19 protein-coding genes are annotated in these 23,254 nt (G+C 70.9%); 14 read left to right on the top strand and 5 right to left on the bottom strand.

The annotated features are described in order from the left end of the window. Positions 1-72: 72 nt before the first annotated feature. Positions 73-5,061, top strand: a complete 4,989-nt coding sequence (locus BQ8008_RS12495) for a DEAD/DEAH box helicase (protein WP_108834278.1) — start codon at positions 73-75, stop codon at positions 5,059-5,061. A 68-nt stretch (positions 5,062-5,129) separates the two neighbouring features. Further along, positions 5,130-5,966 carry a uracil-DNA glycosylase gene (locus BQ8008_RS12490; RefSeq protein WP_108834276.1) on the top strand — a complete coding sequence of 279 codons (837 nt, stop codon included), beginning with the start codon at positions 5,130-5,132 and terminating at the stop codon, positions 5,964-5,966. Between the two features lie 24 nt (positions 5,967-5,990). Here BQ8008_RS12490 and BQ8008_RS12485 read toward each other — a convergent pair whose 3' ends face one another. Together BQ8008_RS12485 and BQ8008_RS13865 are read right to left on the bottom strand one after the other, a co-directional pair. Next, positions 5,991-7,490, bottom strand: coding sequence for a DUF3027 domain-containing protein (locus BQ8008_RS12485; RefSeq protein WP_234415406.1), 1,500 nt, complete (start codon positions 7,488-7,490; stop codon positions 5,991-5,993). A 13-nt stretch (positions 7,491-7,503) separates the two neighbouring features. Continuing rightward, on the bottom strand, positions 7,504-7,746 hold the full coding sequence (locus tag BQ8008_RS13865; RefSeq protein ID WP_234415405.1) for a hypothetical protein: 243 nt from the start codon (positions 7,744-7,746) through the stop codon (positions 7,504-7,506). A 143-nt stretch (positions 7,747-7,889) separates the two neighbouring features. Between BQ8008_RS13865 and BQ8008_RS12480 the strand changes: the two genes are divergently transcribed. The 5 genes from BQ8008_RS12480 (at position 7,890) to BQ8008_RS12460 (ending at position 10,265) form a co-directional block, all read left to right on the top strand. Further along, positions 7,890-8,330: a MarR family winged helix-turn-helix transcriptional regulator gene (locus BQ8008_RS12480; protein ID WP_325048138.1), complete on the top strand. Its 441-nt coding sequence runs from the start codon at positions 7,890-7,892 to the stop codon at positions 8,328-8,330. A 91-nt stretch (positions 8,331-8,421) separates the two neighbouring features. Beyond that, positions 8,422-9,033 carry a DsbA family oxidoreductase gene (locus BQ8008_RS12475; protein WP_234415404.1) on the top strand — a complete coding sequence of 204 codons (612 nt, stop codon included), beginning with the start codon at positions 8,422-8,424 and terminating at the stop codon, positions 9,031-9,033. Next, positions 9,030-9,503, top strand: a complete 474-nt coding sequence (locus tag BQ8008_RS12470) for a nucleoside deaminase (RefSeq protein ID WP_108834272.1) — start codon at positions 9,030-9,032, stop codon at positions 9,501-9,503. Before BQ8008_RS12475 ends, BQ8008_RS12470 begins: the two co-directional genes overlap by 4 nt. Before the next feature lie 20 nt (positions 9,504-9,523). After that, positions 9,524-9,844 carry a DMT family transporter gene (locus BQ8008_RS12465; RefSeq protein ID WP_108834270.1) on the top strand — a complete coding sequence of 107 codons (321 nt, stop codon included), beginning with the start codon at positions 9,524-9,526 and terminating at the stop codon, positions 9,842-9,844. Between the two features lie 34 nt (positions 9,845-9,878). After that, positions 9,879-10,265 carry a DMT family transporter gene (locus tag BQ8008_RS12460; RefSeq protein WP_234415403.1) on the top strand — a complete coding sequence of 129 codons (387 nt, stop codon included), beginning with the start codon at positions 9,879-9,881 and terminating at the stop codon, positions 10,263-10,265. A gap of 46 nt (positions 10,266-10,311) precedes the next feature. Here the strand turns inward: BQ8008_RS12460 and BQ8008_RS12455 are convergent, their stop codons facing one another. Then, entirely contained in the window at positions 10,312-12,843 is a 2,532-nt protein-coding gene (locus tag BQ8008_RS12455; protein WP_234415402.1) for a helicase-associated domain-containing protein, read from the bottom strand. 97 nt (positions 12,844-12,940) lie between these two features. Then, complete coding sequence (locus BQ8008_RS12450; protein WP_108834266.1) at positions 12,941-13,240, bottom strand: hypothetical protein; 300 nt, start codon at positions 13,238-13,240, stop codon at positions 12,941-12,943. A 260-nt stretch (positions 13,241-13,500) separates the two neighbouring features. Between BQ8008_RS12450 and BQ8008_RS12445 the strand changes: the two genes are divergently transcribed. Further along, positions 13,501-15,183, top strand: coding sequence for a DNA repair helicase XPB (locus tag BQ8008_RS12445; protein ID WP_108834264.1), 1,683 nt, complete (start codon positions 13,501-13,503; stop codon positions 15,181-15,183). A gap of 3 nt (positions 15,184-15,186) precedes the next feature. Next, positions 15,187-15,456: a hypothetical protein gene (locus BQ8008_RS12440; protein ID WP_234415401.1), complete on the top strand. Its 270-nt coding sequence runs from the start codon at positions 15,187-15,189 to the stop codon at positions 15,454-15,456. A 25-nt stretch (positions 15,457-15,481) separates the two neighbouring features. Here the strand turns inward: BQ8008_RS12440 and BQ8008_RS12435 are convergent, their stop codons facing one another. Beyond that, positions 15,482-16,390, bottom strand: a complete 909-nt coding sequence (locus BQ8008_RS12435; RefSeq protein ID WP_108834262.1) for a type 1 glutamine amidotransferase — start codon at positions 16,388-16,390, stop codon at positions 15,482-15,484. Between the two features lie 112 nt (positions 16,391-16,502). Here BQ8008_RS12435 and BQ8008_RS12430 point away from each other — a divergent pair, with 112 nt between their 5' ends. From BQ8008_RS12430 to BQ8008_RS12410, 5 genes are all read left to right on the top strand, one after another. Beyond that, a complete protein-coding gene (locus BQ8008_RS12430; RefSeq protein WP_108834977.1) occupies positions 16,503-18,698 on the top strand; it encodes a TPM domain-containing protein in 2,196 nt (731 codons plus the stop codon). Between the two features lie 199 nt (positions 18,699-18,897). After that, on the top strand, positions 18,898-19,746 hold the full coding sequence (locus BQ8008_RS12425; protein ID WP_108834260.1) for a PspA/IM30 family protein: 849 nt from the start codon (positions 18,898-18,900) through the stop codon (positions 19,744-19,746). Positions 19,747-19,990: 244 nt separating this feature from the next. After that, positions 19,991-20,593: an NYN domain-containing protein gene (locus tag BQ8008_RS12420; RefSeq protein WP_108834258.1), complete on the top strand. Its 603-nt coding sequence runs from the start codon at positions 19,991-19,993 to the stop codon at positions 20,591-20,593. 249 nt (positions 20,594-20,842) lie between these two features. After that, complete coding sequence (locus BQ8008_RS12415; protein ID WP_108834975.1) at positions 20,843-21,580, top strand: response regulator transcription factor; 738 nt, start codon at positions 20,843-20,845, stop codon at positions 21,578-21,580. Then, positions 21,580-23,178, top strand: a complete 1,599-nt coding sequence (locus BQ8008_RS12410) for a sensor histidine kinase (protein WP_108834256.1) — start codon at positions 21,580-21,582, stop codon at positions 23,176-23,178. Before BQ8008_RS12415 ends, BQ8008_RS12410 begins: the two co-directional genes overlap by 1 nt. Positions 23,179-23,254: the final 76 nt, after the last annotated feature.

The following is a 23,254-nucleotide window of genomic DNA, read 5'->3' as shown; positions in this document are numbered from 1 at the left end:
CCGGCTTCGCTGTCACACCCTCGTGGAAAGATGGTCGCAGAGGCCGAGTGGAGAGTCAGGGGGTGACCGGGTATGGCGCCGGGTACGACATCGGACAGCGGCGGGGCCGATGCGGCGGGCGCGCACGGGCCGGGGTGGGAGAACTTCTCGCAGGCCACCCGGACCTGGTTCCTCGACGCCTTACCCGCCGGCCCCACCCCTGTGCAGGAGCGGGCCTGGGCCGCCATCGGCCGGGGTGAGAACGCCCTGGTCATCGCCCCCACCGGCTCGGGCAAGACACTCGCGTCCTTCCTGTCCGCCATCGACCGCCTGGGACGGGAGCCGGCCGCGGAGGCGAAGGGGACCGAGGCGGCGCCAGGAGGTGCGCAGGCACAGGACGACGGCGTGCGGGTCATCTACATCTCGCCACTCAAGGCGCTGGGGGTCGACGTCGAGCGCAACCTGCGCCGGCCGTTGGCGGGGATCGCCGCCATCGACCCCACCCGCCCGATCTCGGTGGGGGTGCGTTCGGGGGACACGCCCGCGAGGGAGCGTCGTCGACTGCGCAACCACCCTCCGGACATCCTCATCACGACGCCGGAGTCGCTGTACCTCATGCTCACCAGCGCCGCGCGCGAGACGCTGCGCGCAGTGGAGACGGTCATCGTCGACGAGATCCACTCCTTCGCCGGGTCCAAGCGCGGCACGCACCTAGCGCTCTCCCTGGAGCGTCTCGACGACCTCCTGGAGCGCCCGGCGCAGCGCGTGGGCCTGTCCGCGACGGTCGCACCCCCTGAGGAGGTCGCCCACTTCCTCGGCGGACCGCACCCGGTGACAATCATCACCGACGACGGCCGGGCGACGCCGGAGATCACGGTGGCCGTGCCGGTGGAGAACCTGGCCCGCATCCCGGCGATCTCGGACCGCCGCACCCGGATGGAGCGGGCGCTGGCAGCACCCGCGAGCGCGGGCAGTGGCCGCAACGCCCAGCCCTCCGGGCTGGGGCGGGTGGGTTCCTCGCAGGTCTGGCGCTCCGACCGGGCGCTGGGTCGAGCCATGGCGGCGGGGCGGGTTGACGGGCCCGGCTCGGGGGCGCCCGCCCGGGTGTCGGCCTCGATCTGGCCACACCTTGAAAACGCGATCCTCGACCAGGTCCTGGCCCACCGCACGACGCTGGTTTTCGTCAACTCCCGGGGCGCCTGCGAGCGGCTCACTGCGCACCTCAACGAGGCCTACGCCGCACGTCTCGGGGCGGCGGCGCCGGCGCCGCAGGTGCAGGTTCACAGGGAGTCCTGGGAGATGGGAACCGCTTCGCACACCGAGCCCCTAGCGGCGGGCTCCGCGGTGATCGCCAAGGCCCACCACGGGTCGGTCTCCAAGGAGCAGCGTCTCGGCGTGGAGCGGGAGCTGGCCGCGGGTGAGCTGAGGTGCGTGGTGGCCACGGCCTCCCTCGAGCTCGGCATCGACATCGGCTCGGTCGACCTCGTGCTCCAGGTGGCGCCGCCCCCGTCGGTCGCGGCGGGCCTGCAGCGGGTGGGGCGCGCCGACCACCGGGTGGGCGGGCGGTCGCGCGGCGTCATCTACCCCGTGGAGCGGACTCACCTGGTGGACGCCGTCGTCGCCGCCGAGGGGATGCGCGCCGGGGCGATCGAGCGCACGGAGCTGGTGTCCAACGCCCTGGACGTGCTGGCCCAGCAGACGGTCGCCGCGGTGAGTGTGGCGGATGGGCTGACGGCCGATGCCTGGTTCGCCACCGTCACGCGGGCGGCCCCCTACACCTCGCTGCCGCGCTCGGCCTTCGACTCGGTCCTGGAGCTGCTGGCCGGTGGCTTCGCCTCGGCGGACCTAGCGGACTTCTCGCCGCGGATCGTGTGGGACCGCGCTACCGGTGAGCTCAGTGCCCGGCCCAGCACGCAGCGGCTGGCCGTGACGTCGTCGGGCACGATCCCGGACCGGGGCATGTTCCCCGTCGTCCTGCCCGAGGGGGCGCAGGATGCCGGGCGGCGGCGGGTCGGGGAGCTCGACGAGGAGATGGTGCACGAGTCCAGCCCGGGCGACGTCATCACGCTGGGGACGTCGAGCTGGCGGATCCGCCAGATCACGGGGGACCGTGTCGTCGTCGACCCGGCCGAGGGGCACAGTGCCCGCCTGCCGTTCTGGAAGGGCGAGGGGCTGGGGAGACCGGCGGCCACCGGGCTCGCCAAGGGCGTCTTCCTGCGTCAGGTACAGGCCTCCTTGCCATCGGAGGCGGGCGCCGCGGAGTCGGAGGGCGAACAGACGCTGCTGCGGCGGCTCACGGAGGCGGGGCTGGACGATCATGCCCGCAGCAACCTGCTGTCACTGCTGCGAGAGCAGTGGCGAGCCACCGGCGCCCTGCCGACGGATAAGACCCTGGTCCTGGAGCGCTATGAGGACGAGTCCGGCAGCTGGCGGATCATCGTCCACAGTACACTGGGGCGGTGCGTCCACGAGCCCTGGGCGATGGCCATCCGGGAGCGGGTGCACCAGCTCCTGGGGGTGCGTCCGCAGATCATCGTGGCCGACGACGGCATCGTCCTGCAGATCCCACCGGTTGAGGGCGACCTCCCGGGGGCCGGGCTCATCACCTTCAACGCCGCGGAGATCTCCTCCCTGGTGCGGAGCCGGATCGAGACAACGGCACTGTTCGCGGCCCGGTTCCGCGAGTGCGCCACCCGAGCCCTGCTCATGCCCACCACCCGCCCGGGGCGCCGCACGCCGTTGTGGCTGCAGCGGGTCAAGGCCGGCCAGCTGCTCGAGGCCTCCCGCCAGTTCCAGGACTTCCCCGTCAGCGTGGAGGCGGCGCGCGAGTGTCTCCAGCAGTACTACGACCTGCCCGCGCTCACCGATCTCATGGAGTGTCTCGCCTCCGGCCGGATGCGCGTCGTCGAGGCCGTCACCAGTGAGCCGTCGCCCTTCGCCCACCCGCTGCTGTTCGGATACGCGAGCACCCTGATCTACCAGGAGGATCTGCCCCACGCCGAGCGCCGGGCCCAGTTGCTCTCCCTGGACCCCAAGGCGCTCGACGCCCTGCTGGGCGACGGCGGCGTCGCGGAGCTGCTCGACGACGAGGTGCTGGCTCAGGTGGAGGCCGAGCTCCAGCACCTGGTTCCCAGCAGGCGGGTGCGCGCCGATGCTGAGGGGATCGCCGATCTTCTGCGTGAGTTGGGCCCGTTGAGCGCGGCCGAGATGGTCGAGCGGTGCACCGGTGTCGGCGGGCAGGATCAGGGGGAGGACGCGCGAGGCGACGGCGATGACGTCGAGCGCACCGTCGGGCGGGCGCTTGCCGACCTGGCCGGGGCGCGCAGAGCCGCCGCGGTGCGGGTCGGCGGGCGGGAGCTGTGGGCCCGGGTCGAGGAGGCCCAGGATCTGCGGCGGGCCCTGGGAGCGGAGGTGCCCGACTGGGCGCTGGAGCGGGCTGAGGCCGGTGGCACGGTCGAACGGACAGCGGCGGCCCGTTCACCGCTGAACGACCTGGCTCTGCGCTACGCGCGCACCCACACGACCGTGACGCCGCAGCGCATGGCGCAGGCCTTCGCTCTGGGGGCCGCGGTGGCGGAGGGAGCCCTGGCCGAGCTGGCCGAGGACGGCTCCCTCGTGGACCTGGGTGCGGCGGGGTGGATGGAGTCAGCGGTCCTCACCCGGGTGCGCCACCGCTCCCTGGCCCGGGCGCGGGCCGCCGTCGCGCCGGTGCCGCCCGAGGCTCTCCAGCGTCTCGTGCTGGAGCGGGCGGGGCTCGATGAGCCGGGCGGCGGCGTCGACGCCCTGGCGGAGGCCCTGGCGGCACTGGAGGGCGTGTGGCTGCCGGCCGGCCTGTGGGAGTCGGTGGTGCTGCCCGCCAGGGTCGTCGACTACCGGCCGGCCATGCTCGATGAGCTCATCGCCTCCGGGGAGGTCGTCTGGCAGGCGCGCCCTAGCCAAGAGCCCTCCTCAGGTCGGTCGGGATCGGGCCGGACGGGCTCGGGCGAGCGGGGCTCGGCCGCACCGGCGAGGTCCGACGACGTCGTCGCACCCGGCGAGATCGCCTTCTTCCCTACGGACTCCGCCCTGGCGCCGGTCGCCGGGGAGGCAATCGCCCCGGAAGAGCCGGCGGGCCGGGACGCGGAAGTCACCGGTGAGGCGATCTGGCAGCTGGTTCGTGAAGGGGTCGCCACGGGCCGCTCCTTCGAGCCGGTGCGCCGGGCACTGGCGCCCGCATCCGGAACGGGCACCGCCCCGTCTTCGCGGCGGGTGCGCAGCCGCCGAGGCCGTCGCCTCATGATGGAGATGCCGCGCGCCGGGGAGGTGACAGCGGCCGGGCGGTTGTCCTCCGTTCTGTCCTCCACCTCCTGGGTGAGGTTGTCTTCCGCACCGGCGGGCGATGAGGAGCGGGCGATCGCGGAGGTGGAGTCACTGCTGGACCGCTACGGGATCGCCTGCCGTGACCTCGCCCTGGCCTTCGGCGGGGCGGGAGGGCTCGGGCCGCTCATACCGGTGCTGCGGCGCATGGAGGAGACCGGGGTGATTCTGCGCGGCGGTTTCATTGAGGGCCTGGGGCCGGTGCAGTTCGCCGAGCGGGAGAGCATTGACCGGCTGCGGTTTCTCAGCGACGACCCCGGCGGCGCGACGGCGACACCGGCCGTGCTCGATCTCAAGGACCCGGCCTGCCTCGTCGGGCGCGGGGTGCCGTGGCCCGAGCCGGTGCTGCCCGCCGGTCTCGGCAAGTCGGCCGGGGGCCGCAGTGAGGAGGCTGGTGGCCCGCCGGTCCGGCGCCAGGGGGCGAGCGTCGTCGTGCTGGATGGCGCCCCGGTGCTCTACGCCTCGGAGAACCTCAAGATCCTCATCTCCTACACGTCCGAGCGCGAGGATCTGGCACGCGCCCTGGCCGCGCTGGCCGCCGACAGGCAGCGGATGTTCGCGCGCCAGGGCGTCGCAGCGATCAGGCGCCGTACCGTGGTGGAGTCCCTCAACGGGGTCACCGCGCTGGAGCCGGCCGTGAGCGATCTCTTGCGTCAAGCCGGTTTCGTGCGCGACCCCAGGGGGATGCGGCTCGCCGCCGGCCCCTACGGGGCGACCTGGCGATGAGCGGGCGGCCCTTCACCGATGACAGAAGCCGGCACCATGGTGCTCTTGCCCGTGCACACAATGAGGACATGGCCGATCCGCACCCCGTCACCGGAGCGTTCTTCGATTCCCCGGTCCCTCCAGGGACCGGATGGCCCGACGATCCCGCCACTGCTGGGACGCCGGTGGCCCGATCGGCCAACGACGTGGCATACCTGGCCGCCTCGTCATCGGAGCTGCCCGCGCTCGACGCCCGGATCACGGTGTGCCGTGCCTGTGACCGGCTCGTGGCCTGGCGGGAGGAGGTGGCCAGGACCGGCCGTCGCGCCTCCTTCGCCGATGAGCCGTACTGGGGGCGGCCGGTGGCGAGCGTCGGGGCGGCGGATGCCCGCATCTACGTCGTCGGGCTGGCACCCGCGGCCAACGGGGCGAACCGCACCGGCCGCATGTTCACGGGGGACCGCTCCGGGGACTGGCTGTGGGCGGCCTTCTACCGGGCGGGACTGGCGGCGTCACCCACCTCGACGGCGGCCGGTGACGGACAGCGGCTCATCGGGGCGCGCATGGGCGCAGCCGTGCGTTGCGCCCCACCCGTCAACCGGCCGACGACCGTCGAGCGCGCCACCTGCACCCCGTGGCTCGCCCGCGAGATCACCCTCATGCCGGAGGTCAGGGTGCTGCTGGCGCTGGGCGGGATCGGATGGGGCGCGGCGCTGCGGGTCACCCGCGAGGCGCGATGGACCCTTCCCCGCCCTCAGCCGAGCTTCGGCCACGGGGCGACGGCGGAGCTGACCAGGCCCGACGGCAGGCCGGTGACACTGCTCGGCAGCTACCACCCCAGTCAGCAGAACACCTTCACCGGGCGGCTCACCGAGGCGATGCTCGACGAGGTGCTGGCGGCCGCCAAGCGCCTCGCTGAGGCATGATGGCGGACCGCAGTCGAGGGCGTGTCAGGAGCGTTTGGGCAGGATGGCCTCGAGCTCGGCAAGGGTGCGCGGCGCGTGCTGGGGCTCTGCGTCCTCGGGCTCCGCGTCGGGCACACCCTCCTGGGGCGTCCCGTCCGTGCGGCCGTCGGCACTTCGGTCGCTTGCCCCTGAGACCGAAAGCCTCGTAGCCGATTCCTCGTCTGCTTCCTCGGCAGGCGCGTCGACCCCGAGCGCGAGGGACAGGCCGGCCACGGCGGCGCGGGCCGAGGCGGCGCGCTCACTGGGCGTGTCACCGGATCCTGCGCTGGCGGGGGTCGGCGGCGCCGGCTCCGCGGTTGCCGCGAGAACCTCGGCGGCGTCGGGGGCCGATGAGGCCGACGCCGTGGCGGTCGCGGCTCCCCCAAGGTCTCCGAGGTCGAACTCCGGCAGACGGCTGCGGCGGTCCTCAGAGGTTTCCTCCGGCGAGTCGGATGTGCGACGACGACGCCTGGTCGAGGAGGCCTCGCGGCGGGAGCGCTTCGCGGCGGGCTTCTCCGCAGTCTTACCGGTCTTCTTCCCGGACGCCTCTGCCGGCGGCTCCTCAGCTGCGGGCTCGGTGGTATCCGCACCGGCAACGATGTCCGTGCCATCCGCGCCGTCAGCACCAGCGGCGCCGTCGGCAGTGACGGCAGACTCGGTGGCGATGTCGGCGTCGATGTCGGCAGCAGCCTTCGCGGCATCGGCTGCGGCATCAGTGTCCCGGTCCTGGGCCGGCGGCTCGGCTCCGGCCTTCGGGACGGGCGCGCCTGCCTCGCTCTCGGCGGGGGCGCCGTCGGGCTCGCCGTCGACGTCGTCGGGCTGCTGGGCGGCGAGCTCGGCGATGCTCCGGCCGTCGCGCAGGTCGAGCCCGTTGGTGCTCAGCGGCACCATGAGGTGGTCGTCGACCCGTGAGGGGTTGATGGGCCACTCTGGGCCCTGGTCGGGCAGATCGGTCTCGGAGTGGGCGCCGCAGCCGTGGTCCAGGGAGACGACGCTACCGTCGTCGGCGGACCACTCGTTGGCGCAGACCCCGAAGACGGCGCGCAGGGCGCCGGCCATGGGCAGGAAGAAGCCGCAGGTGGAGCAGGTGGCGTGAGCCTTGCGGACGCCCTCGGCGTCGGGGCCGTGGTCGCCGCCGTACCAGCGCTCGGCGGCGCTGGAGACCCCCTGGGCGCTGAGGACCCGGGGGCGACCCAGGTCGAGCTGGTCCAGGGCGACGGCGTCGGCGTCCTCGCCGGTGGCCTCCCACCCGGGTTCGAGGCGCTCGTCGGTCTCCTTGCGGGGGAGGCGGTCGGAGCGGGTGATGTCGCCGGGTTCGAGGCGCTCGGCCCACGGGACCCAGGCGGGGGCGAGGAGGGCGTCCTCGCCGGGGAGGAGCTCCATCTCGCAAACGGTGGCAGTGCGGCTGCGCGGGACGCGGCTGAGGGTGACGGCCCAGTGCCAGCCGCGGTAGCCGCTCAGGGTGCAGTCGAACAGGTGGGTGACCAGGCGCTCGGCGTTGGGCACAGCGGCCCGGTACTCACCGACGGTGATGGGGTCGGTGACCTCCTCCAGCGCGCGGCGGGCGAGCTCGACGGCGGCCGGGGAGGTGAGGGTCTTGTCCTGGGGTGGGCAGGGCGCCGGCGCGCGGCACGGGGGCCGGACGCTCCAGGGTCACCGTCGAGGTGCGCGCCCCGATGGCGGCGCCCGCCGGAGAACCCAAGTCGGTCCCGGTCGTGGGCTCGCCCGAGGCGTCGGTGTGAGAGTCGATCGTGTCGGTCACCCGGCCAGTGTAGGGGAGGCTTCTGAGACTGCCCTGACCAGCGCGGGTTGGCCTGGGCACACCTCATGCAGCCCTTGACGACGATGTCCGCTTACCCTAACCTACTTGCATGCACATGAATACATGTCGTCCATCCCAGAGAGGTGCCCACCTTGACTGAGCCGGGCGATTCATGGGCAACGGTGGTCGCAACAGTCGGACGAATCGAGACCTCACTCAACCTGTGGCTGTCTCAGCGTCACGGACTGGGGCTCACCGACTATCGAGCACTGGCACTCCTCAGCAGGGCGTCGGACCACGAGTTGCGGATCTCGGACCTAGCCGTCCGAGTCGGCCTTAATCAGAGCTCAACGACACGGCTCGTAGGAAGACTGGAGCTCAAAGGTCTCGTCACTCGCGACACGTGCCCCGAGGACGGCCGCGGCGTCTACGCAGTCATCACCAAGGCCGGCCTCGACCTTGCGCATGAGCTAGCCACGCCCTACAGCGAGAGACTCGCCGGCCTGTTGACAACCCCACCCGCCATCACAGCACCTGGCACTGCAGGTCGAGCTTTTCACGCCATCGCAGACCTGACCCCCTAGCAGAAACCGCACCGTCAGCTCATACGACACACAAACCACCACCCAACACTCCACTACATGCATGTACATGCAACTAAGGAGGCTCGACATCATGAGTACCACTGTCGACGTATTCATTGACTACGTCTGCCCATTCTGTTTCCTGGTCGAACCCGCCCTCGAAGAACTGAGGCGAGACCGGGACGTGGAAGTCAATATTCGCCCACTCGAGCTGCGCCCCGCCCCAGTTCCGTCCCTCAGGCCGGAGGACGACTATCTACCGCGCATATGGAATGACATTGTCTATCCGATGGCCGACCGCGTCGGGATCCCCGTTCGCCTGCCGAGCGTGTCACCTCAGCCTCGCACTGAGAAAGCATTCCTCGTACTGCAGCTCGCGCATGAGCGCAATATCGCCGAAGCGTACTCTCATGCAATGTTCCAGGCGTTCTTTCAGGACGATCGCAACATCGGGGACGAGGAAGTCATTGTCGATATCGCCAGCTCCTTAGGCCTGGAGGAAACCTCCGTTCGAGAGGCCATAGCGAGCCCCGAACGCAGACGTCAGCATCAGGCGGACCTCGCCTATGCCACCGAAACCATGAGGATCACAGCCGTTCCCGGAATCATCATCGGCGGCACCCCACTTCAAGGCACCCCCAGTGCAACACGACTAAAAGAGACCGTGGACACACTTGCAACTTCAAGGGGATGCGAGCTATGACGAACCACCTGGAACAGATAATGAGGCAGGCAGTCGTGCGATCAATCACCCACGTGGAGAGCGGAGGACTCCCTTTCGTAGGGGTCATCGTTGATGGGCAGCAGGTGATCTCCGAGTTCGGCGTCAATCGTGTCCAGGAAACGGGCGACCCAAGCGCTCACGCAGAGATCACGGCGATCCGCGATGCCCTTACATCAAGTGGGAGAACCGACTTGAGAGGCACCACCCTCCTGGCAACAGGCGAACCGTGCGGCATGTGCTACCGACATGCCGTCAATGCCCGAATCGCCGATATCCGAGTCGCCGTCGACCGCGACCAAGTCGCTGAACTCGGCTTTGACTACCGGTACAGCTATCCAGCATTCGACATCACCGACTCACTGCGCAATACCCTCATGCGACCACTCCGCGTCTCCGGTGACACTGAACCGTTCATCCGATTTCTTGCCCTTCACAACATCCGAAACTGACATCTCAGAAAGGACCAGTCATGCAATGGATCTATCTCACGATCGCCGTCATCTTCGAGGTCACGGTCGGTATCGCCGCCGGAAAAGCCCAAGGCTTCCGCAACATCCCTTGGACCATCGCAACCTTGATCAGCGGCGCCATCGCCACCTTCTTCCTCAGTCTCGCCCTCCTCACCTTTGATGTCGGCGTCGGCTACGCCCTGTGGACCTCACTTGCCGGCGTAGGGATCGTCATCGTCGGCGCAATCTTCCTCAAGCAGAAACTGACATGGAGAAAACTCCTCGGTATCGCCATCGTCATTATCGGAGTCGTCGGACTGAACCTTGCCGGAACCGTCTGACTCTTCATTCACATCACACCCGAAAGGAATGATCATGACAACAACCAATGACAACACCGTGCCCACCACCGGACGCAGCGCGGCAGGTCCGTGGTCCGCCCTGCTCCTCGCCGGAGCCTTCGAAGTTGGATACGCCCTGAGCGTCAACGGCAGTCAAGGATTCACTCACCTCGCCTGGTCCCTGGTCGCTCTCGTCTTCTTCCTCTGCACCCTGTTTTTCCTGAGCGTCGCGCTCAAACGAATCGATGTCGGCATTGGATACGCGGTCTGGGCTGGAATCGGCGCTGTCGGGTCTGCAGTGCTCGGCCCCGTCTTCTTCGATGAAACCTTCACAGCGGCCAAGGCCATCTGGCTCGCCGTCATCATCGCCGGGGTCGTCTGGCTCAAACTCGCCGACAGCACCAAGTTCAGCAACGACTAGCGCATTCGACGGGATGCTGCCTTCAGACGGTCACTAACGTCTGCCGTCACTCGGCCTCGACCGAGACGATGCGGTGGACGGCGACGGTCAGCTCGGTCTCGCGCAGGACGTCGCGCAGGCGCACCCGCCCGGGCTCGACGGCCATGACCCTCGCCTGCCGCTCCTGCACGGCTCCGTCGGGACCTGCCAGCCGCAGCCGCAGCCGCGAGCGCGAGGACTGCGCCTGGCGCAGGACCGCCAGGGCGTGCACGGGATCGGTGGCCACAGCCGCCTCTCCGGCGGCGTGCAGTGCCTCCTGCCCCACACGGAGCCTGCCCACCAGGGTCGCCAGCTCGCGCCGGCCAGGCCTGCGCCGTCGGACCGAGTGCTCGCTGCCGGGGCGTGACGGCTCGGGGGCCCGGCGCACCTGCTGCGCGATGGCCGGTCCGACCACCAGATGTCCGCTCGCGTCCTCGGTCACCGGCGCCAGTCCGGCGGCGCGCAGCTCACGCAGCACCTGCCCCGCCGGTGCCGTGGCCACGAGGATCCCGGGCGCCACCTCGTCCAGGCCGAGGTCCCGCAAGCGCGGCTCGGCCAGGAGCCCGGCGGCCGTTGCCTCGTCACCGACCCGCAGCAGCGCGGCCACGGCCCGCACCCGCACCGCCCCGTGGTGGCGGGCCGCGTCCTGGATGAGCACACTCAGCGAGTCCGGCAGGGGCGCGGGACTGTAGCGGCCGATCGCCTGGGTGATCTCCTCGGCCCGGTATCCGGCGTCGAGCGCACCGCGCACCGACTCGGGAGTGAACCGCACCGTGAGTGCCCCGCCGCGCGACTCGACAACGCTCGTGCGCTCCAGCAGGGCGGCCAGCTCGGGTGCGGGCCGGCCTGGCACAATGGCGGTGAGGTCGGACTGGACGAGGATCGTCTCGACGGCGGCCGGCAGGTCCGCGGCGAGCGCCGCCTCCAGAGCTGCCAGGGTCTCGTCGTCCGACAGCGCTTCGGCGTGCGCGTCGCCGTCGACCCCCTCGGCGCTACCGGCACCGCCACCGCGCTGGGCGTCCTGCTCATCGGGGCTTGCCGCCGCACGCCGGGCGAGGATCCTGCCGGCTTCGGTGAGTGCCCCGGCACCAGTGAGCCCAAGAGCATCGGCCTCGGCCAGGACCGCGGAGATCGCCCCGCCCGGGATGGTGCGTCGGGGGCTCTCCCAGGTCAGGGCCGCCCGCACGAAGGCCGGGGTCGCGCTCGCCCCCTGCGGGAGGTCGCCCAGGAGCGCGAGCACGCGGGTGCGCAGTCGCGCCGCCCACCCGGCCTCCAGGTCCGGGCCGAGGACGGTGCGCAGGGCCCCGTCGTCGTCACGGGTACCCGTCAGCCAGGGGGTGCGGGCGCTGGTGGCCCAGGCCAGGGCGAGCGGCGCCCAGCGCTGGGGGAGGCTGTCGGCGAGCCAGCCTGCGGCCAGGATCGAGGGCACCCAGGTGGCGCCGTCGTCATCGAGTCCCAGGAGCCCGGCGCCGGCGGCGGTCTCGATGATGCGGGCGGCCGCGTCTGGCTCCAGGTCGAGGGCGTCGGCGGTACGGGCCAGAGCGCGCACGCTCACTCCCCCGGTGCGGCGGATCGTCCCGCCCTCACGGCCCCACTCCTCCAGGAGCGCGCCCACGAGCCGAACGGTCTCCTCGGCGTGGAAGGAGGACTCGGAGGCGACGACGGCGCCGCCCACCATCTCCAACACGCTGGCCTCGGGGGCGGTCAGGGCCTCGCGCGTCAAGCGGCCGCCTCGCAGGGCGAGGGCCACCTGGCGCGGCAGGATGAAGCGAGTGCGCCCGCGGGCGTCGCCGCTGCGCTCCAGCCAGCCGCGCTCGATGAGCGGCGCCGCCCCCGGGGCCCTGCCGCCCGAGCGCAGCGTGCCGGCGGGCGGCCCCCAGGTGAGGGCCTGGAGCATCTCCACGGAGGCCGCCGGGACGATCGGCTCGCCGGCACCGCCGGCGACGTCCTCGCTCAGCTCCTCCAGGGTGGGCGGCAGCTGCTCGGCGCTCAGGGGCTCAGCGGCCCAGGGCCCCAGACCGAAGGGGTGCGGCCCGAAGGCCGTCTCGAGTGCGGCCACGGGGCGACCCTCGATGACGAGCGCCAGCCGACCCAGGTGATCCAGCGCCTCAGCGACCTGATCGGACTCCAGCGGCAGGTGGGCGGCGATCAGCCCGGCAAGGTCAGCGTTGTCCGGGTTGGCCGGGCTGGTCGGGCTGGTCGGATTGTCGGCGGGATGGCCGACAGGCTCATCGTCGGCCGGCTCACCACCGGCCCCGAGGACTCCACCGGCGCGCGCGTCCTCGGCTACCTCGGTCGGCCCGATTCCTTCGGCCTTACCCGATTCGTCGAGCCGGCTGAGTGCCACCACCGCCTCGGCCACGGCCAGCGTCGGCGCATCCAGCCCGGCCAGCGCCTGCTCGACGCTGCTCTGCGCCCCCGCTCGGGTCGCCAAGGCCAGGAAGGAGGAGGACGGCGGCGCGGCCAGGTCCGGGCGCGCCACCAGCAGGGCGGCGACCTCGCGGTCCGGCAGCGCCGTCAGGTGCACGGCGAGGTCCTGGGTGGAGGCGGAAGAGCTCATCCGCACAAAAATACGCCCCCGCCCCACTCACGGACAGAGCGGGGCGGGGTGCAAAGGCGGGCCTACGAGCGGGACCAGTGCCAACCACCGGTGCCGGCTACTCGCCCTCCGTCCCCTCGGAAGACTCCGAGTCCCCACTCGTCTTGAAGGCGGTTCCGAGGGCCAGACCCATCGACCACCCCACCGGCAGCCACAAGAACCACGGCCCTGGCGCCGCCACACCCATCGCGACCCCCAGCATGGAGCCGTAGATCATGGGCCAGAACCACGGCGTAGCCGGCCCCTGAGCCGGTTTGAATGCCTCCTCGATGACCTCCGACCAGGCAGCCCAGCGGCCGCGTTGACCGGTGCCGGACGCCTTGTGGTCGCCTCCAGTCTGATTGAGCTCATTGTTCATGCAGCCACCCTAGACAGTCCGCCCGATTGGATTCCTCATCCTGCGGAAGGAGACCCGCCCAGGCAACGGGGAGGGCGCTTCCCGACCCGCGTCCGGGGCTCGCGTTCGCACCCCACGGCTCACGCACCGCTGCGCGAGCTCAGGATCCGGGCCGTGAGGTGCGCGCGGGCATGAAGCCGGCCGGATCGCCCCTCCCGCTGGAAGAGGAACGTCTCGTCCGTCACGGCGCCCCGACGCCCCGACTTGGGATACTCCCGTTCATGTCCGCCACGCCCAGCGATTCCGCGTCCCCGGCGTCGTCGGCCCCCGACGGCCCGCTCATCGTCCAGTCCGACAAGTCCGTCCTCCTGGAGGTCGCCCGCCCGCGGGCTGGGGAGGCCCGCCGTGCCATCGCCGCCTTCGCCGAGCTGGAGCGCGCCCCCGAGCACATCCACACCTACCGGATCACACCGCTGGCCCTGTGGAACGCGCGCGCCGCGGGCCTGGACGCCGAGACGGTCGTCCACACCCTCATCACCTACTCGCGCTTCCCGGTGCCGCACGCCCTGCTCACCGAGATCGCCGAGACGATGAGCCGCTACGGCCGGCTCCAGCTCATCACCGACCCCGCCCACGGCCTGGTCCTGCACGCCACCGACGTGCCGGTCCTGGAGGAGGTCATGCGCTCCAAGCGCACCAAGGGCCTGCTGGGTCAGCGGCTCGGGGAGGCCGACGTCGTCGTCCACCCCTCCGAGCGGGGCCACCTCAAGCAGGTGCTCATCAAGCTGGGCTGGCCGGCCGAGGACCTGGCCGGTTACGTCGACGGCGAGGCCCACCCCATCACGCTGACCGACTCCCCCGGCACCTTCCAGCTGCGCCCCTACCAGACCGAGGCGGTGGAGAGCTTCTGGGCGGGAGGCTCCGGCGTCGTCGTTCTGCCGTGCGGGGCCGGCAAGACCCTCGTGGGCGCCGCCTCCATGGCCAGGAGCTCGACGACCACGCTCATCCTGGTCACCAACGCGGTCTCGGCGCGTCAGTGGAAGGAGGAACTCATGCGCTTCACCACCCTGACCGAAGACGAGATCGGCGAGTACTCCGGCTCGCGCAAGGAGGTCCGCCCCGTCACGATCGCCACCTACCAGGTCCTGACCACCCGCCGGAAGGGCGTCTACCCGCACCTGGACCTGCTGGACTCCCACGACTGGGGGCTCATCGTCTACGACGAGGTCCACCTCCTGCCCGCCCCGATCTTCCGGATGACCGCGGACCTGCAGGCGCGCCGCCGTCTGGGCCTGACCGCGACCCTCGTGCGCGAGGACGGCCGCGAGGACGAGGTCTTCAGCCTCATCGGCCCCAAGCGCTACGACGCCCCCTGGAAGGACCTGGAGAACCAGGGCTGGATCGCCCCGGCGATCTGCACCGAGGTGCGCCTGACCCTCGACGCCGGTGAGCGCATGGCCTATGCGACCGCCGAGCCCGAGGAGCGCTACCGCCTGGCAGCCTCCTCCCCGCGCAAGCTGCCGATCATCGACGCCCTCCTGGCCCGCCACGAGGGCGAGTCGGCCCTCGTCATCGGCCAGTACGTGGACCAGCTCACCGAGATCGCCGAGCACCTGGGCGCCCCCGTCATCACCGGCTCGACAACGGTGCGCGAGCGTCAGCGCCTCTACGACGCCTTCCGCTCCGGCGATATCCGTACACTGGTGGTGTCCAAGGTCGCGAACTTCTCCATCGACCTGCCCGGGGCGAGCGTGGCCGTCCAGGTCTCGGGCTCCTTCGGCTCGCGCCAGGAGGAGGCCCAGCGGCTCGGCCGGATCGTGCGCCCCAAGGAGGACGGCCGCCAGGCCCACTTCTACACGGTCGTCGCCCGCGACACCGCCGACCAGGAGTACGCAGCCCACCGCCAGCGATTCCTGGCCGAGCAGGGATACGCGTACGCCATCATCGACGCCGAGAAGGTATGAACCATGTCACATGAACGTCACCGACTCGCCACCCGGGGCAAGTCCCCCTTGTCACTGCGTCAGCAGCTCCTCGTACTCATCAGTACGAGCGCCCTGCTCCTCGCCTGCTTCGTCCCCATGCACATGAACCTTGTGGGCAGCGACATGTCCCCACTCCGGATGGGCATGCTCATCGTCGGCGACACGGGGCTGATCGGCCTGCAGGTCGCCGCCTTCCTGGTCCTGTTCGCCCGCTGGCGCCGGACCCGCACGGAGGCCGCCGGGCCTCGGTGAGCCCGACGGCGGTGAGCAGGCCGGTTCAACGCGCCAGGCGGCGGGCGCGCACGTTGCGCACGAGGACCCGCGCCAGGGTGCGGCCGAAGGCCTGGATGACGGGATCCACCCTCTCTGCCTCCTCACGGGCGGCGGCCCCGGCGCTCGCGGCCGCCTCGGGCAGGTCCGCAGCGGTCGCCCCGTGGGTTCCGGCGGCGCCCGGTGCGGCGTTCTTCCCGGCAGCCACCTCCAGGGCCTCGCGAGCGGCCTTGAGTGAGGCCGCGTCCATGGTGCCGGCCTGCTCGTTCAGGGCGTCGCGGGTGCGCCAGTAGGCGACGCGCGCCGGGTCGGACTCGGGGTGGTGCTGGAAGGCCAGGAGCCGGCCAGCCCGCCAGGTATGCACCGGGGAGCGGTCGGAGGAGGCCAGGAGAGTGGCAGCCTCGGGCAGGTGAGTGACGGCGTCGTAGTGGGACACGATGACGGGTAGGCGGGTGCCGTCGGAGGTGGAGATCCCGGCGCGGTGGGCGGCGCGCACGGCCTCGGCGGCCACCTGCCCGAAGACCGGGTCGCTCTCGCCGGCCGGCGTGATGGTCAGCTCGACGACGCCGACCTCGTCATTGCCCAGCGCCGGCACGGCCGTGGTGCCACCCAGGGCCTCGGCGGCCACCTGGGCGCCCAGGCAGATGGCGATGGTCGGAAGGTTGTCGGCGACGACACCGCGCAGCAGCTCACGCAGATCCGCCAGCCAGGGGTGGTCGGCCTCGTCGTGGGCGCTCATGGATCCGCCCAGCACGACGAGGCCGTCACCGACCTCCTCGAGGGTCGGGATGGCCTCGCCCTGCCATGGGCGCACCATGCGCAGCGCGGCCCCCTCGGCGAAGAGCCACTCCCCCAGGCGCCCCACGGGCGCGAGCTCCTCGGGCTCGATGACGGTGATCGTGAGCGTGTCTGTCATGGGCGACATTCTGCCGGTGGTTCGGTTGCTCGTAACGGGCGACAGGCTCACACGTGCCGCCTGAGGCGAAACGACTTGCTCACACCGGCACCCTGCGGGGACTATGGCCCGGATGAAGCACCCACAGTCCCCGCGCCCCCGCCCCTTGTATCAGCTGGCCGCTTCCGGCGCCGCGACGGCGGCCGTCCTGGGACTGCTGGGAACCTCCGCAAGCGCTGCGGCAGCGCCGACGACGGTCGGGGGGCGCCACGCCTCTGACCCCGGCTCCTCTCCTATCGCCGTGTCGGCGGCCGTGCCCCGAGCCCTCCCGGCGGCGTCGAGCACCACTTTGACCAAGCACGTCACCGACGACCTGGGGATCCTGGACGCCTCCAAGGCCCAGCAGGCCGTGGACACGATGTCCTCCAAGCACGGCGTGGGCCTGTGGGTGCTGACCGTCTCCGACTCCAGCCGCAAGGCCTCCGCGATCGCCGAGCAGGCCTTCAAGGACACGAAGCTGGGACGCGACGACATGCTCCTGGTCATCAACATCCCCGCCGACGGCTCGGCCTCGAGGAGCTACAAGCTGCAGGCGCACAGCAACTCCTCGAAGTTCTCCGAGTCGGACTACAGGCGGATCGACTCCGCCCTCAAGAAGCAGCTGAGCGCCGGCAGCTACGACGACGCCGTTGCGGCGATCCCGGAGAACATGTCCGGCCCCTCGGGCTCAGGCAGTTCACACAACTCGGGGGGCTCGGGCTCCTCAGCCCTTCCGGTGCTGCTGGGAGGGGGCGCGGTGGCGGCCGGTGGGGTCGCCGCCTGGACGGTGTACAAGCGCAGGAAGAACAAGGAGAACGACGACATGCTGTTCGGCAAGCGCAAGAAGCAGGCCGCCTCGGGCGGCGCGCCGGCGGACCAGGCATCAGGGCCCGCCGCGATGACGGTGGAGCAGCTGCGCACGCAGGCCGGCAGCGCCCTGGTCCAGGCCGATGACACGGTGCGCGCCGCCGCCGAGGAGCTGTCCTACGCCCAGGCGCAGTTCGGGCTGTCGGCCACGGACGCCTTCACCGCTGCCCTGGACAGCGCCCGCAAGCACCTGTCGCGGTGCTTCGAGCTGCGCAAGATCCTCGACGACGATATCCCCGAGACCGAGCCGCAGCAGCGCCAGATGTACACCGAGATCCTCCAGCACTGCTCGGAGGCGGTCAGCGAGATCCGTGCCCAGGAGGAGGCCTTCAACAAGCGGCGCGGCATCGAGGCAAACCTGCCGACGTCGATCGCGGAGACCACCCAGCGGGCCGACGAGACCGAGCAGGCCATCGTCATGGCCGAGACGATCCTGGTCACCCTCAGCGCCGCCTATCCGGCCTCCTCCCTGACCAGCGTGGCCCAGGCCCCCGAGCAGTCCCGCCGCCTGCTGGCCGCCGGGCGCACCGCCCTGGACCAGGCCCGCGCCAGCGTCGAGGCCTCCCAGGACGCGACGGCGGTGGAGCAGGTGCGCATCGCCCAGGGCTCGATCGCGCAGGCCGGTGAGCTGGCGGCCCAGGTCACCGGCGCCCGCGAGCGCCTCCAGAGCGCGGCGAAGGACCTGGAGGCGGCCATCGCCTCAATCTCCTCGGACCTGGTGGACGCCAAGCGCCTGGAGGGCTCGGTGCCGGCAGCGACCCTGGCCCCGCTCGTGGCCGACGCCGAGGCCGCCATCACCGAGGGCCGTCAGGCCAGTGGCAGCTCGCCGAGCGGCGACCCCCTGGCGGCGCTGGACCACCTGGCCCGGGCGGAGGCCGCCATCGACGCCGCTCTGGCCCCGGCCCGCGAGCGCGAGGAGAACGACTCGCGCGCCCGGGCCTCCCTGGGCTCGCGCCTGGCCCGTCTCAACTCCCAGGTGGAGTCCGTGACCTCCTACATCACCACCTACCGCGGCGCGGTGGGCCCCTCGGCGCGCACCGCGCTGAGCGAGGCCGCCCGCCACGCCACGGCCGCCACGACCGTGCAGACCACCGACCCGGTGGCGGCCCTGGCGGAGGTCGCCGCGGCCGAGCCCCTCGTGGCCCAGGCCCAGGCGCTGGCCGAGGCCGACGTGCGCGGGTCGTCGTCGAGCTCGTGGAGCCCACGGTCCGGTGAGAGAGACTCGGGCGGCTACGGCCGCTCGGGCGGCGGCCTCGACCTGGGCTCACTGCTGCTGGGCGGACTGCTGCTGGGAGGCGGCCACAGCTACGGCGGCTGGGGCTCCCACCACCATGACAATGACTGGGGCGGTGGCTTCTTCAGCGGAGGAGGCGACTTCCTGGACGGGGTCGGCGACTTCTTCGACGGGGGCGGCGACTTCTGAGCCGCGTCTTCCTGCCGACCGGTCCAGGTCAGGAGCCAGTCATGCCCTGAGCGATGAGGGCCCCGACGGCGTGACTCCGGCCGCCCGAACCTGCGATCATGACGCCTGATCCGCCTGGCCCGCCCGGCAACCATCCGGCACCCGCCTTGCCCATACCTGCCCATACCGACGTCGCACGTCGACAGAAGGACGAACAACTATGGCTGAGAAGCAGTCGATTCTGGGGCGCATCGCCCAGCTCACCCGCGCCAACATCAACGCGCTCCTGGACCGGGCTGAGGACCCGGAGAAGATGCTCAACCAGCTGGTGCGGGACTACACGGCTTCCATCGCCGAGGCCCGCGACGCCGTCGCCCAGACGATCGGCAACCTGCGCCTGGCCGAGAAGGACCACGACGCCGACGTCGCTGAGGCCCGGGACTGGGGCAACAAGGCCCTGGCCGCCTCCCGCAAGGCCGATCAGCTGCGCGCCGGCGGCGACACGGCCGGTGCGGACAAGTGGGACTCCCTGGCCAAGATCGCGCTGACCAAGCAGATCACGGCGGAGAACGAGGCCAAGGCCGCCGAGCCGATGATCGCCTCCCAGCGCCAGGTCGTCGAGCAGCTCAAGACCGGTCTGCAGCAGATGGAGGTCAAGCTCGGCGAGCTGCGCTCCAAGCGCGACCAGCTCATCGCCCGCCAGAAGACCGCTGAGGCTCAGGTCAAGGTGCAGGGCGCCATCCGCTCCATCAACGTCCTGGACCCCACCAGCGAGCTGTCCCGCTACGAGGACCAGGTGCGTCGGGTCGAGGCCCAGGCCGCCGGGCAGATGGAGCTGGCCGGCTCCTCCCTGGAGTCCCAGTTCGCCGAGCTCGAGGCCTCCGGCGCCGGGCTGGAGGCCGAGGCCCGCCTGGCGGCGCTCAAGTCCGGGCAGAACCCGGCGCTCCAGGGCGCCCCGCAGCAGGCTCCCGCCCAGATCACCAATGGCGACGACGCCGCCATCAACGCCGCCTTCGAGGCCCTCAAGAACCAGGAGCAGCCGGTCGGCGAGGAGAAGTCCTCCTACTGAGAGCCCCTGACCCGATCCGGCGGGGCCGGCAGGACATCGTCATCGAGACGCATCAGCCGCTCGGCCCTCGTCACCACGACGAGGACCGGGCGGCTTTGCCCCGGGAGTAGCGACCACGGCCCACGAGCCCCTCGGGTCACGCCCCGATAACTTCCCGCACAACCTGGAAAAAGGTTGGTATCGGTGGGACTTCTCCGGGCGTCGCCATCTGCTGTTGAACGCCGGGACCGGTAGCATGGGGCGTATGAGCGTACCGACTTATCTTCTCGTCGATGGCGAGAACATTGACGCCACTCTCGGCATGAGCGTGCTGGGGCGGCGCCCCGAACCTGAGGAGCGGCCCCGCTGGGACCGGGTCCTCGCATACTGTGATGAGCTGTCTTCCGCCAACGCCGAGGAGGGTGAGGGGGACGAGGCCCGGGCCCTGTTCTTCCTCAACGCCACCAGCGGCCACATGCCCATGAGCTTCATCCAGGCCCTGCTGGCCATGGACTACCGGCCCGTCCCGCTGGCCGGATCGGGAAGCAATGAGGAGAAGGTCGTCGACGTCGGCATCCAGCGCACCCTGGAGGCGCTGGCCCAGCGGGTCGAGTCCGGCCAGGAGGCCCACATCCTGCTGGGCAGCCACGACGGCGACTACATCCCCCACATCGAGCGGCTCCTGCAGGCCGGCGCCCAGGTCGGGATCCTGTGCTTCCGCGAGTTCCTTAACGCCCAGCTGGCCGGGCTGGAGGGCGAGGGCCTGACGGTCTACGATCTGGAGAGCGACGTCAAGGCCTTCACCATCCCGCTGCCACGCGTCTGCATCATCCCGCTGGAGGACTTCGACCCCCTCGCCTTCCTCTGATTCTGACCGGTCGGCGGGGCGACGGCCGACGTCGTCGCCCCGCCTCATCTCACAACACGACTCGCCCGGCGAATTTCATCGTTCGCGCCTGTCTGACAACCACCACACAGCCTTCTGGTTTTTGTGGGAATCCCAAGGGTTCCTGCTCCCGTCGCGCACCGCGGGTCACACCAACCACTTGATCTGTCAACAGCAATCACTCGGAACTCATTCAGGAAACGACCAGAAACTGAAGGGATGGTGTGGCGCATGGAGCGTTCCCAGCAGTCCCGCACCGAAGCTCACCTCCTTGTCGTCGACGATGAACCCAACATCCGCGACCTGCTCGCCTCGTCCCTGCGCTTCGCGGGCTTCGAGGTCTCGATCGCCGGTGACGGCAACGGCGCCCTCAAGACGGTGGAGAAAGCGTCCCCCGACCTGGTGGTCCTCGACGTCATGCTGCCCGACATGGACGGCTTCACCGTGGCCCGGCGCCTGCGCGAGCGCGACGTGACCACCCCCATCCTCTTCCTGACCGCCCGCGACGACATGGCGGACAAGGTCCAGGGCCTGACCGTCGGCGGCGACGACTACGTCACCAAGCCCTTCGGCCTGGAGGAGGTCATTGCCCGTATCCGCGCGATCCTGCGCCGCACCCACGCCATTGAGAACGAGGACGACGGTGTCGTTCGCGTCGCCGACCTGGTCCTGGACGAGGATGCCCACGAGGTGCACCGCGCCGAGGTGGAGGTGGACCTGTCCCCCACCGAGTTCAAGCTCCTGCGCTACCTCATGCTCAACGCCGGGCGCGTCGTCTCCAAGGCCCAGATCCTCGACCACGTCTGGGAGTACGACTGGAACGGCGACGCCGCGATCGTGGAGTCCTACATCTCCTACCTGCGCCGCAAGGTGGACCAGATCCAGGGCGCTGACGGCCAGCCCGTCACCCCGCTCATCCAGACCCGTCGTGGAGTGGGCTATATGCTGCGCGAGCCCAAGGCCGAGTGATGACGGCGGCGCGTGGGGGGAGCACGCGCCCGGCCAAGTCGTCCGGCAAGCAGCACCGCCCGATCAAGCGGGGCCGATGGCACCCGATCACCGCGATCCAGCGGCCCTGGCAGGCGATGCCGCTGCGCACCCGCTTGACTCTCATGACGACGGGTCTGCTCGCCATCGGGCTGATCGTCGTCTCCTTCGTGGTGACGTCCCTGCTCTACAGCCACATGATGGGGCAGATCGACAGTCAGCTGCGCACCACGTCGGTGGCCATCGGGAGCCAGGGCCTGGCCCAGATCCGCGAGGGCGGCACCACCAGCACCACCTTCCCCTCGAACTACTACGTCAAGGCCGAGTACCTCGACGCCAGCCGTAACGGGGAGTGGATCTCGGCGGACACCGCCGCCACGTACGGGCGGCCCCAGATCAAGGGGCTGGACTACCGGCGGGCCCTGGCTCACGCCGACAAGGGCGACTACCCGATCACCACGGTCAACTCCGACCAGAACGGCCACCAGTGGCGGATGATCACCCTGCTCATCCGAGACCAGGACACAGGCGAGTACACCGGCGCCGTGGCCCTGGCCCTGCCCCTGAGCGACGTCATGGAGACCGTGGAGCGGACCCGGCTGGTGGTGGCCCTGGCCGATGTATCGATCATCTCGGTCGGGGCGATCTTCGCCACCTACCTGGTCCACCGCTCGTTCCGCTCCCTGCGTCAGATCGAGGGGGTGGCCGGGCGGATCGCGCGCGGCGAACTGTCGGCCCGCATCCTGGTCACCGAGCCGCGCACGACCGAGGTCGGCTCGCTGCAGCGGGCGATCAACACCATGCTGGCCCAGAACGAGAACGCCTTCGCCGTCCAGATCGTGGCCCAGGAGCGGATGACGCGATTCGTCTCCGACGCGTCCCACGAGCTGCGCACACCCCTGGCCGCAATCCGCGGCTACGGCGAGCTCTATCGGATGGGTGGGGTGCCCGCCAACAAGACCGGCGAGGTCATGGGGCGCATCGAGACCGAGTCCAACCGCATGGGGCGCCTCGTCGACGACCTCCTCCAGCTGGCCCGGATCGACGAGGGCCGGGAGATGTCGATGGAGCCGGTCAACCTCACCGAGCTGGCGGCCGGTGCCCTGAGTGACATGATGGTCCTGGCCCCCGAGCGCGACTGCGGCCTCATTCCCCTGGACCCCCGCGACGAGGCCGCCGGCAAGGAGGCGCCGTCGATCCAGGTCATCGGCGACCGCGACCGCCTCTCCCAGATCCTCACCAACCTGCTGGGCAACGTCGTGCGACACACGCCCACCGGTACGCCGGTGGAGATCGCCATCGGCATGGCGCCCCCGCGTGCGACCCCGACGGCGCAGCCGGTCGTCGTCGTCGAGGTCCGCGACCACGGCCACGGCGTCCCGCCGGAGGCGGCCGAGAAGGTCTTCCAACGCTTCTACCGCTCGGACACCTCCCGCAACCGGGAGACCGGCGGATCGGGTCTGGGACTGGCGATCGTGCTGGGAATCGTGGCCGCCCACCGGGGCACGGTCCAGATGCTCCAGACCCCCGGGGGCGGCGCCACCGTCCACATCGAGCTGCCGCCCGCGCCGGCCTGGTGAGGCGAGAGCCCGTGCTGTGCCGTCAGGCTCCCCTCAGAGACTCCGCAAGAGTGGTGCGTGAGACACTGTGTCACGT

Origin of the sequence: Actinomyces sp. Marseille-P3109 (genome assembly GCF_900323545.1) — a bacterium.
GTDB lineage: Bacteria > Actinomycetota > Actinomycetes > Actinomycetales > Actinomycetaceae > Actinomyces.
Note: the sequence above shows the minus strand (reverse complement) of the source record. Positions and strands in the feature narration are given on the sequence as shown.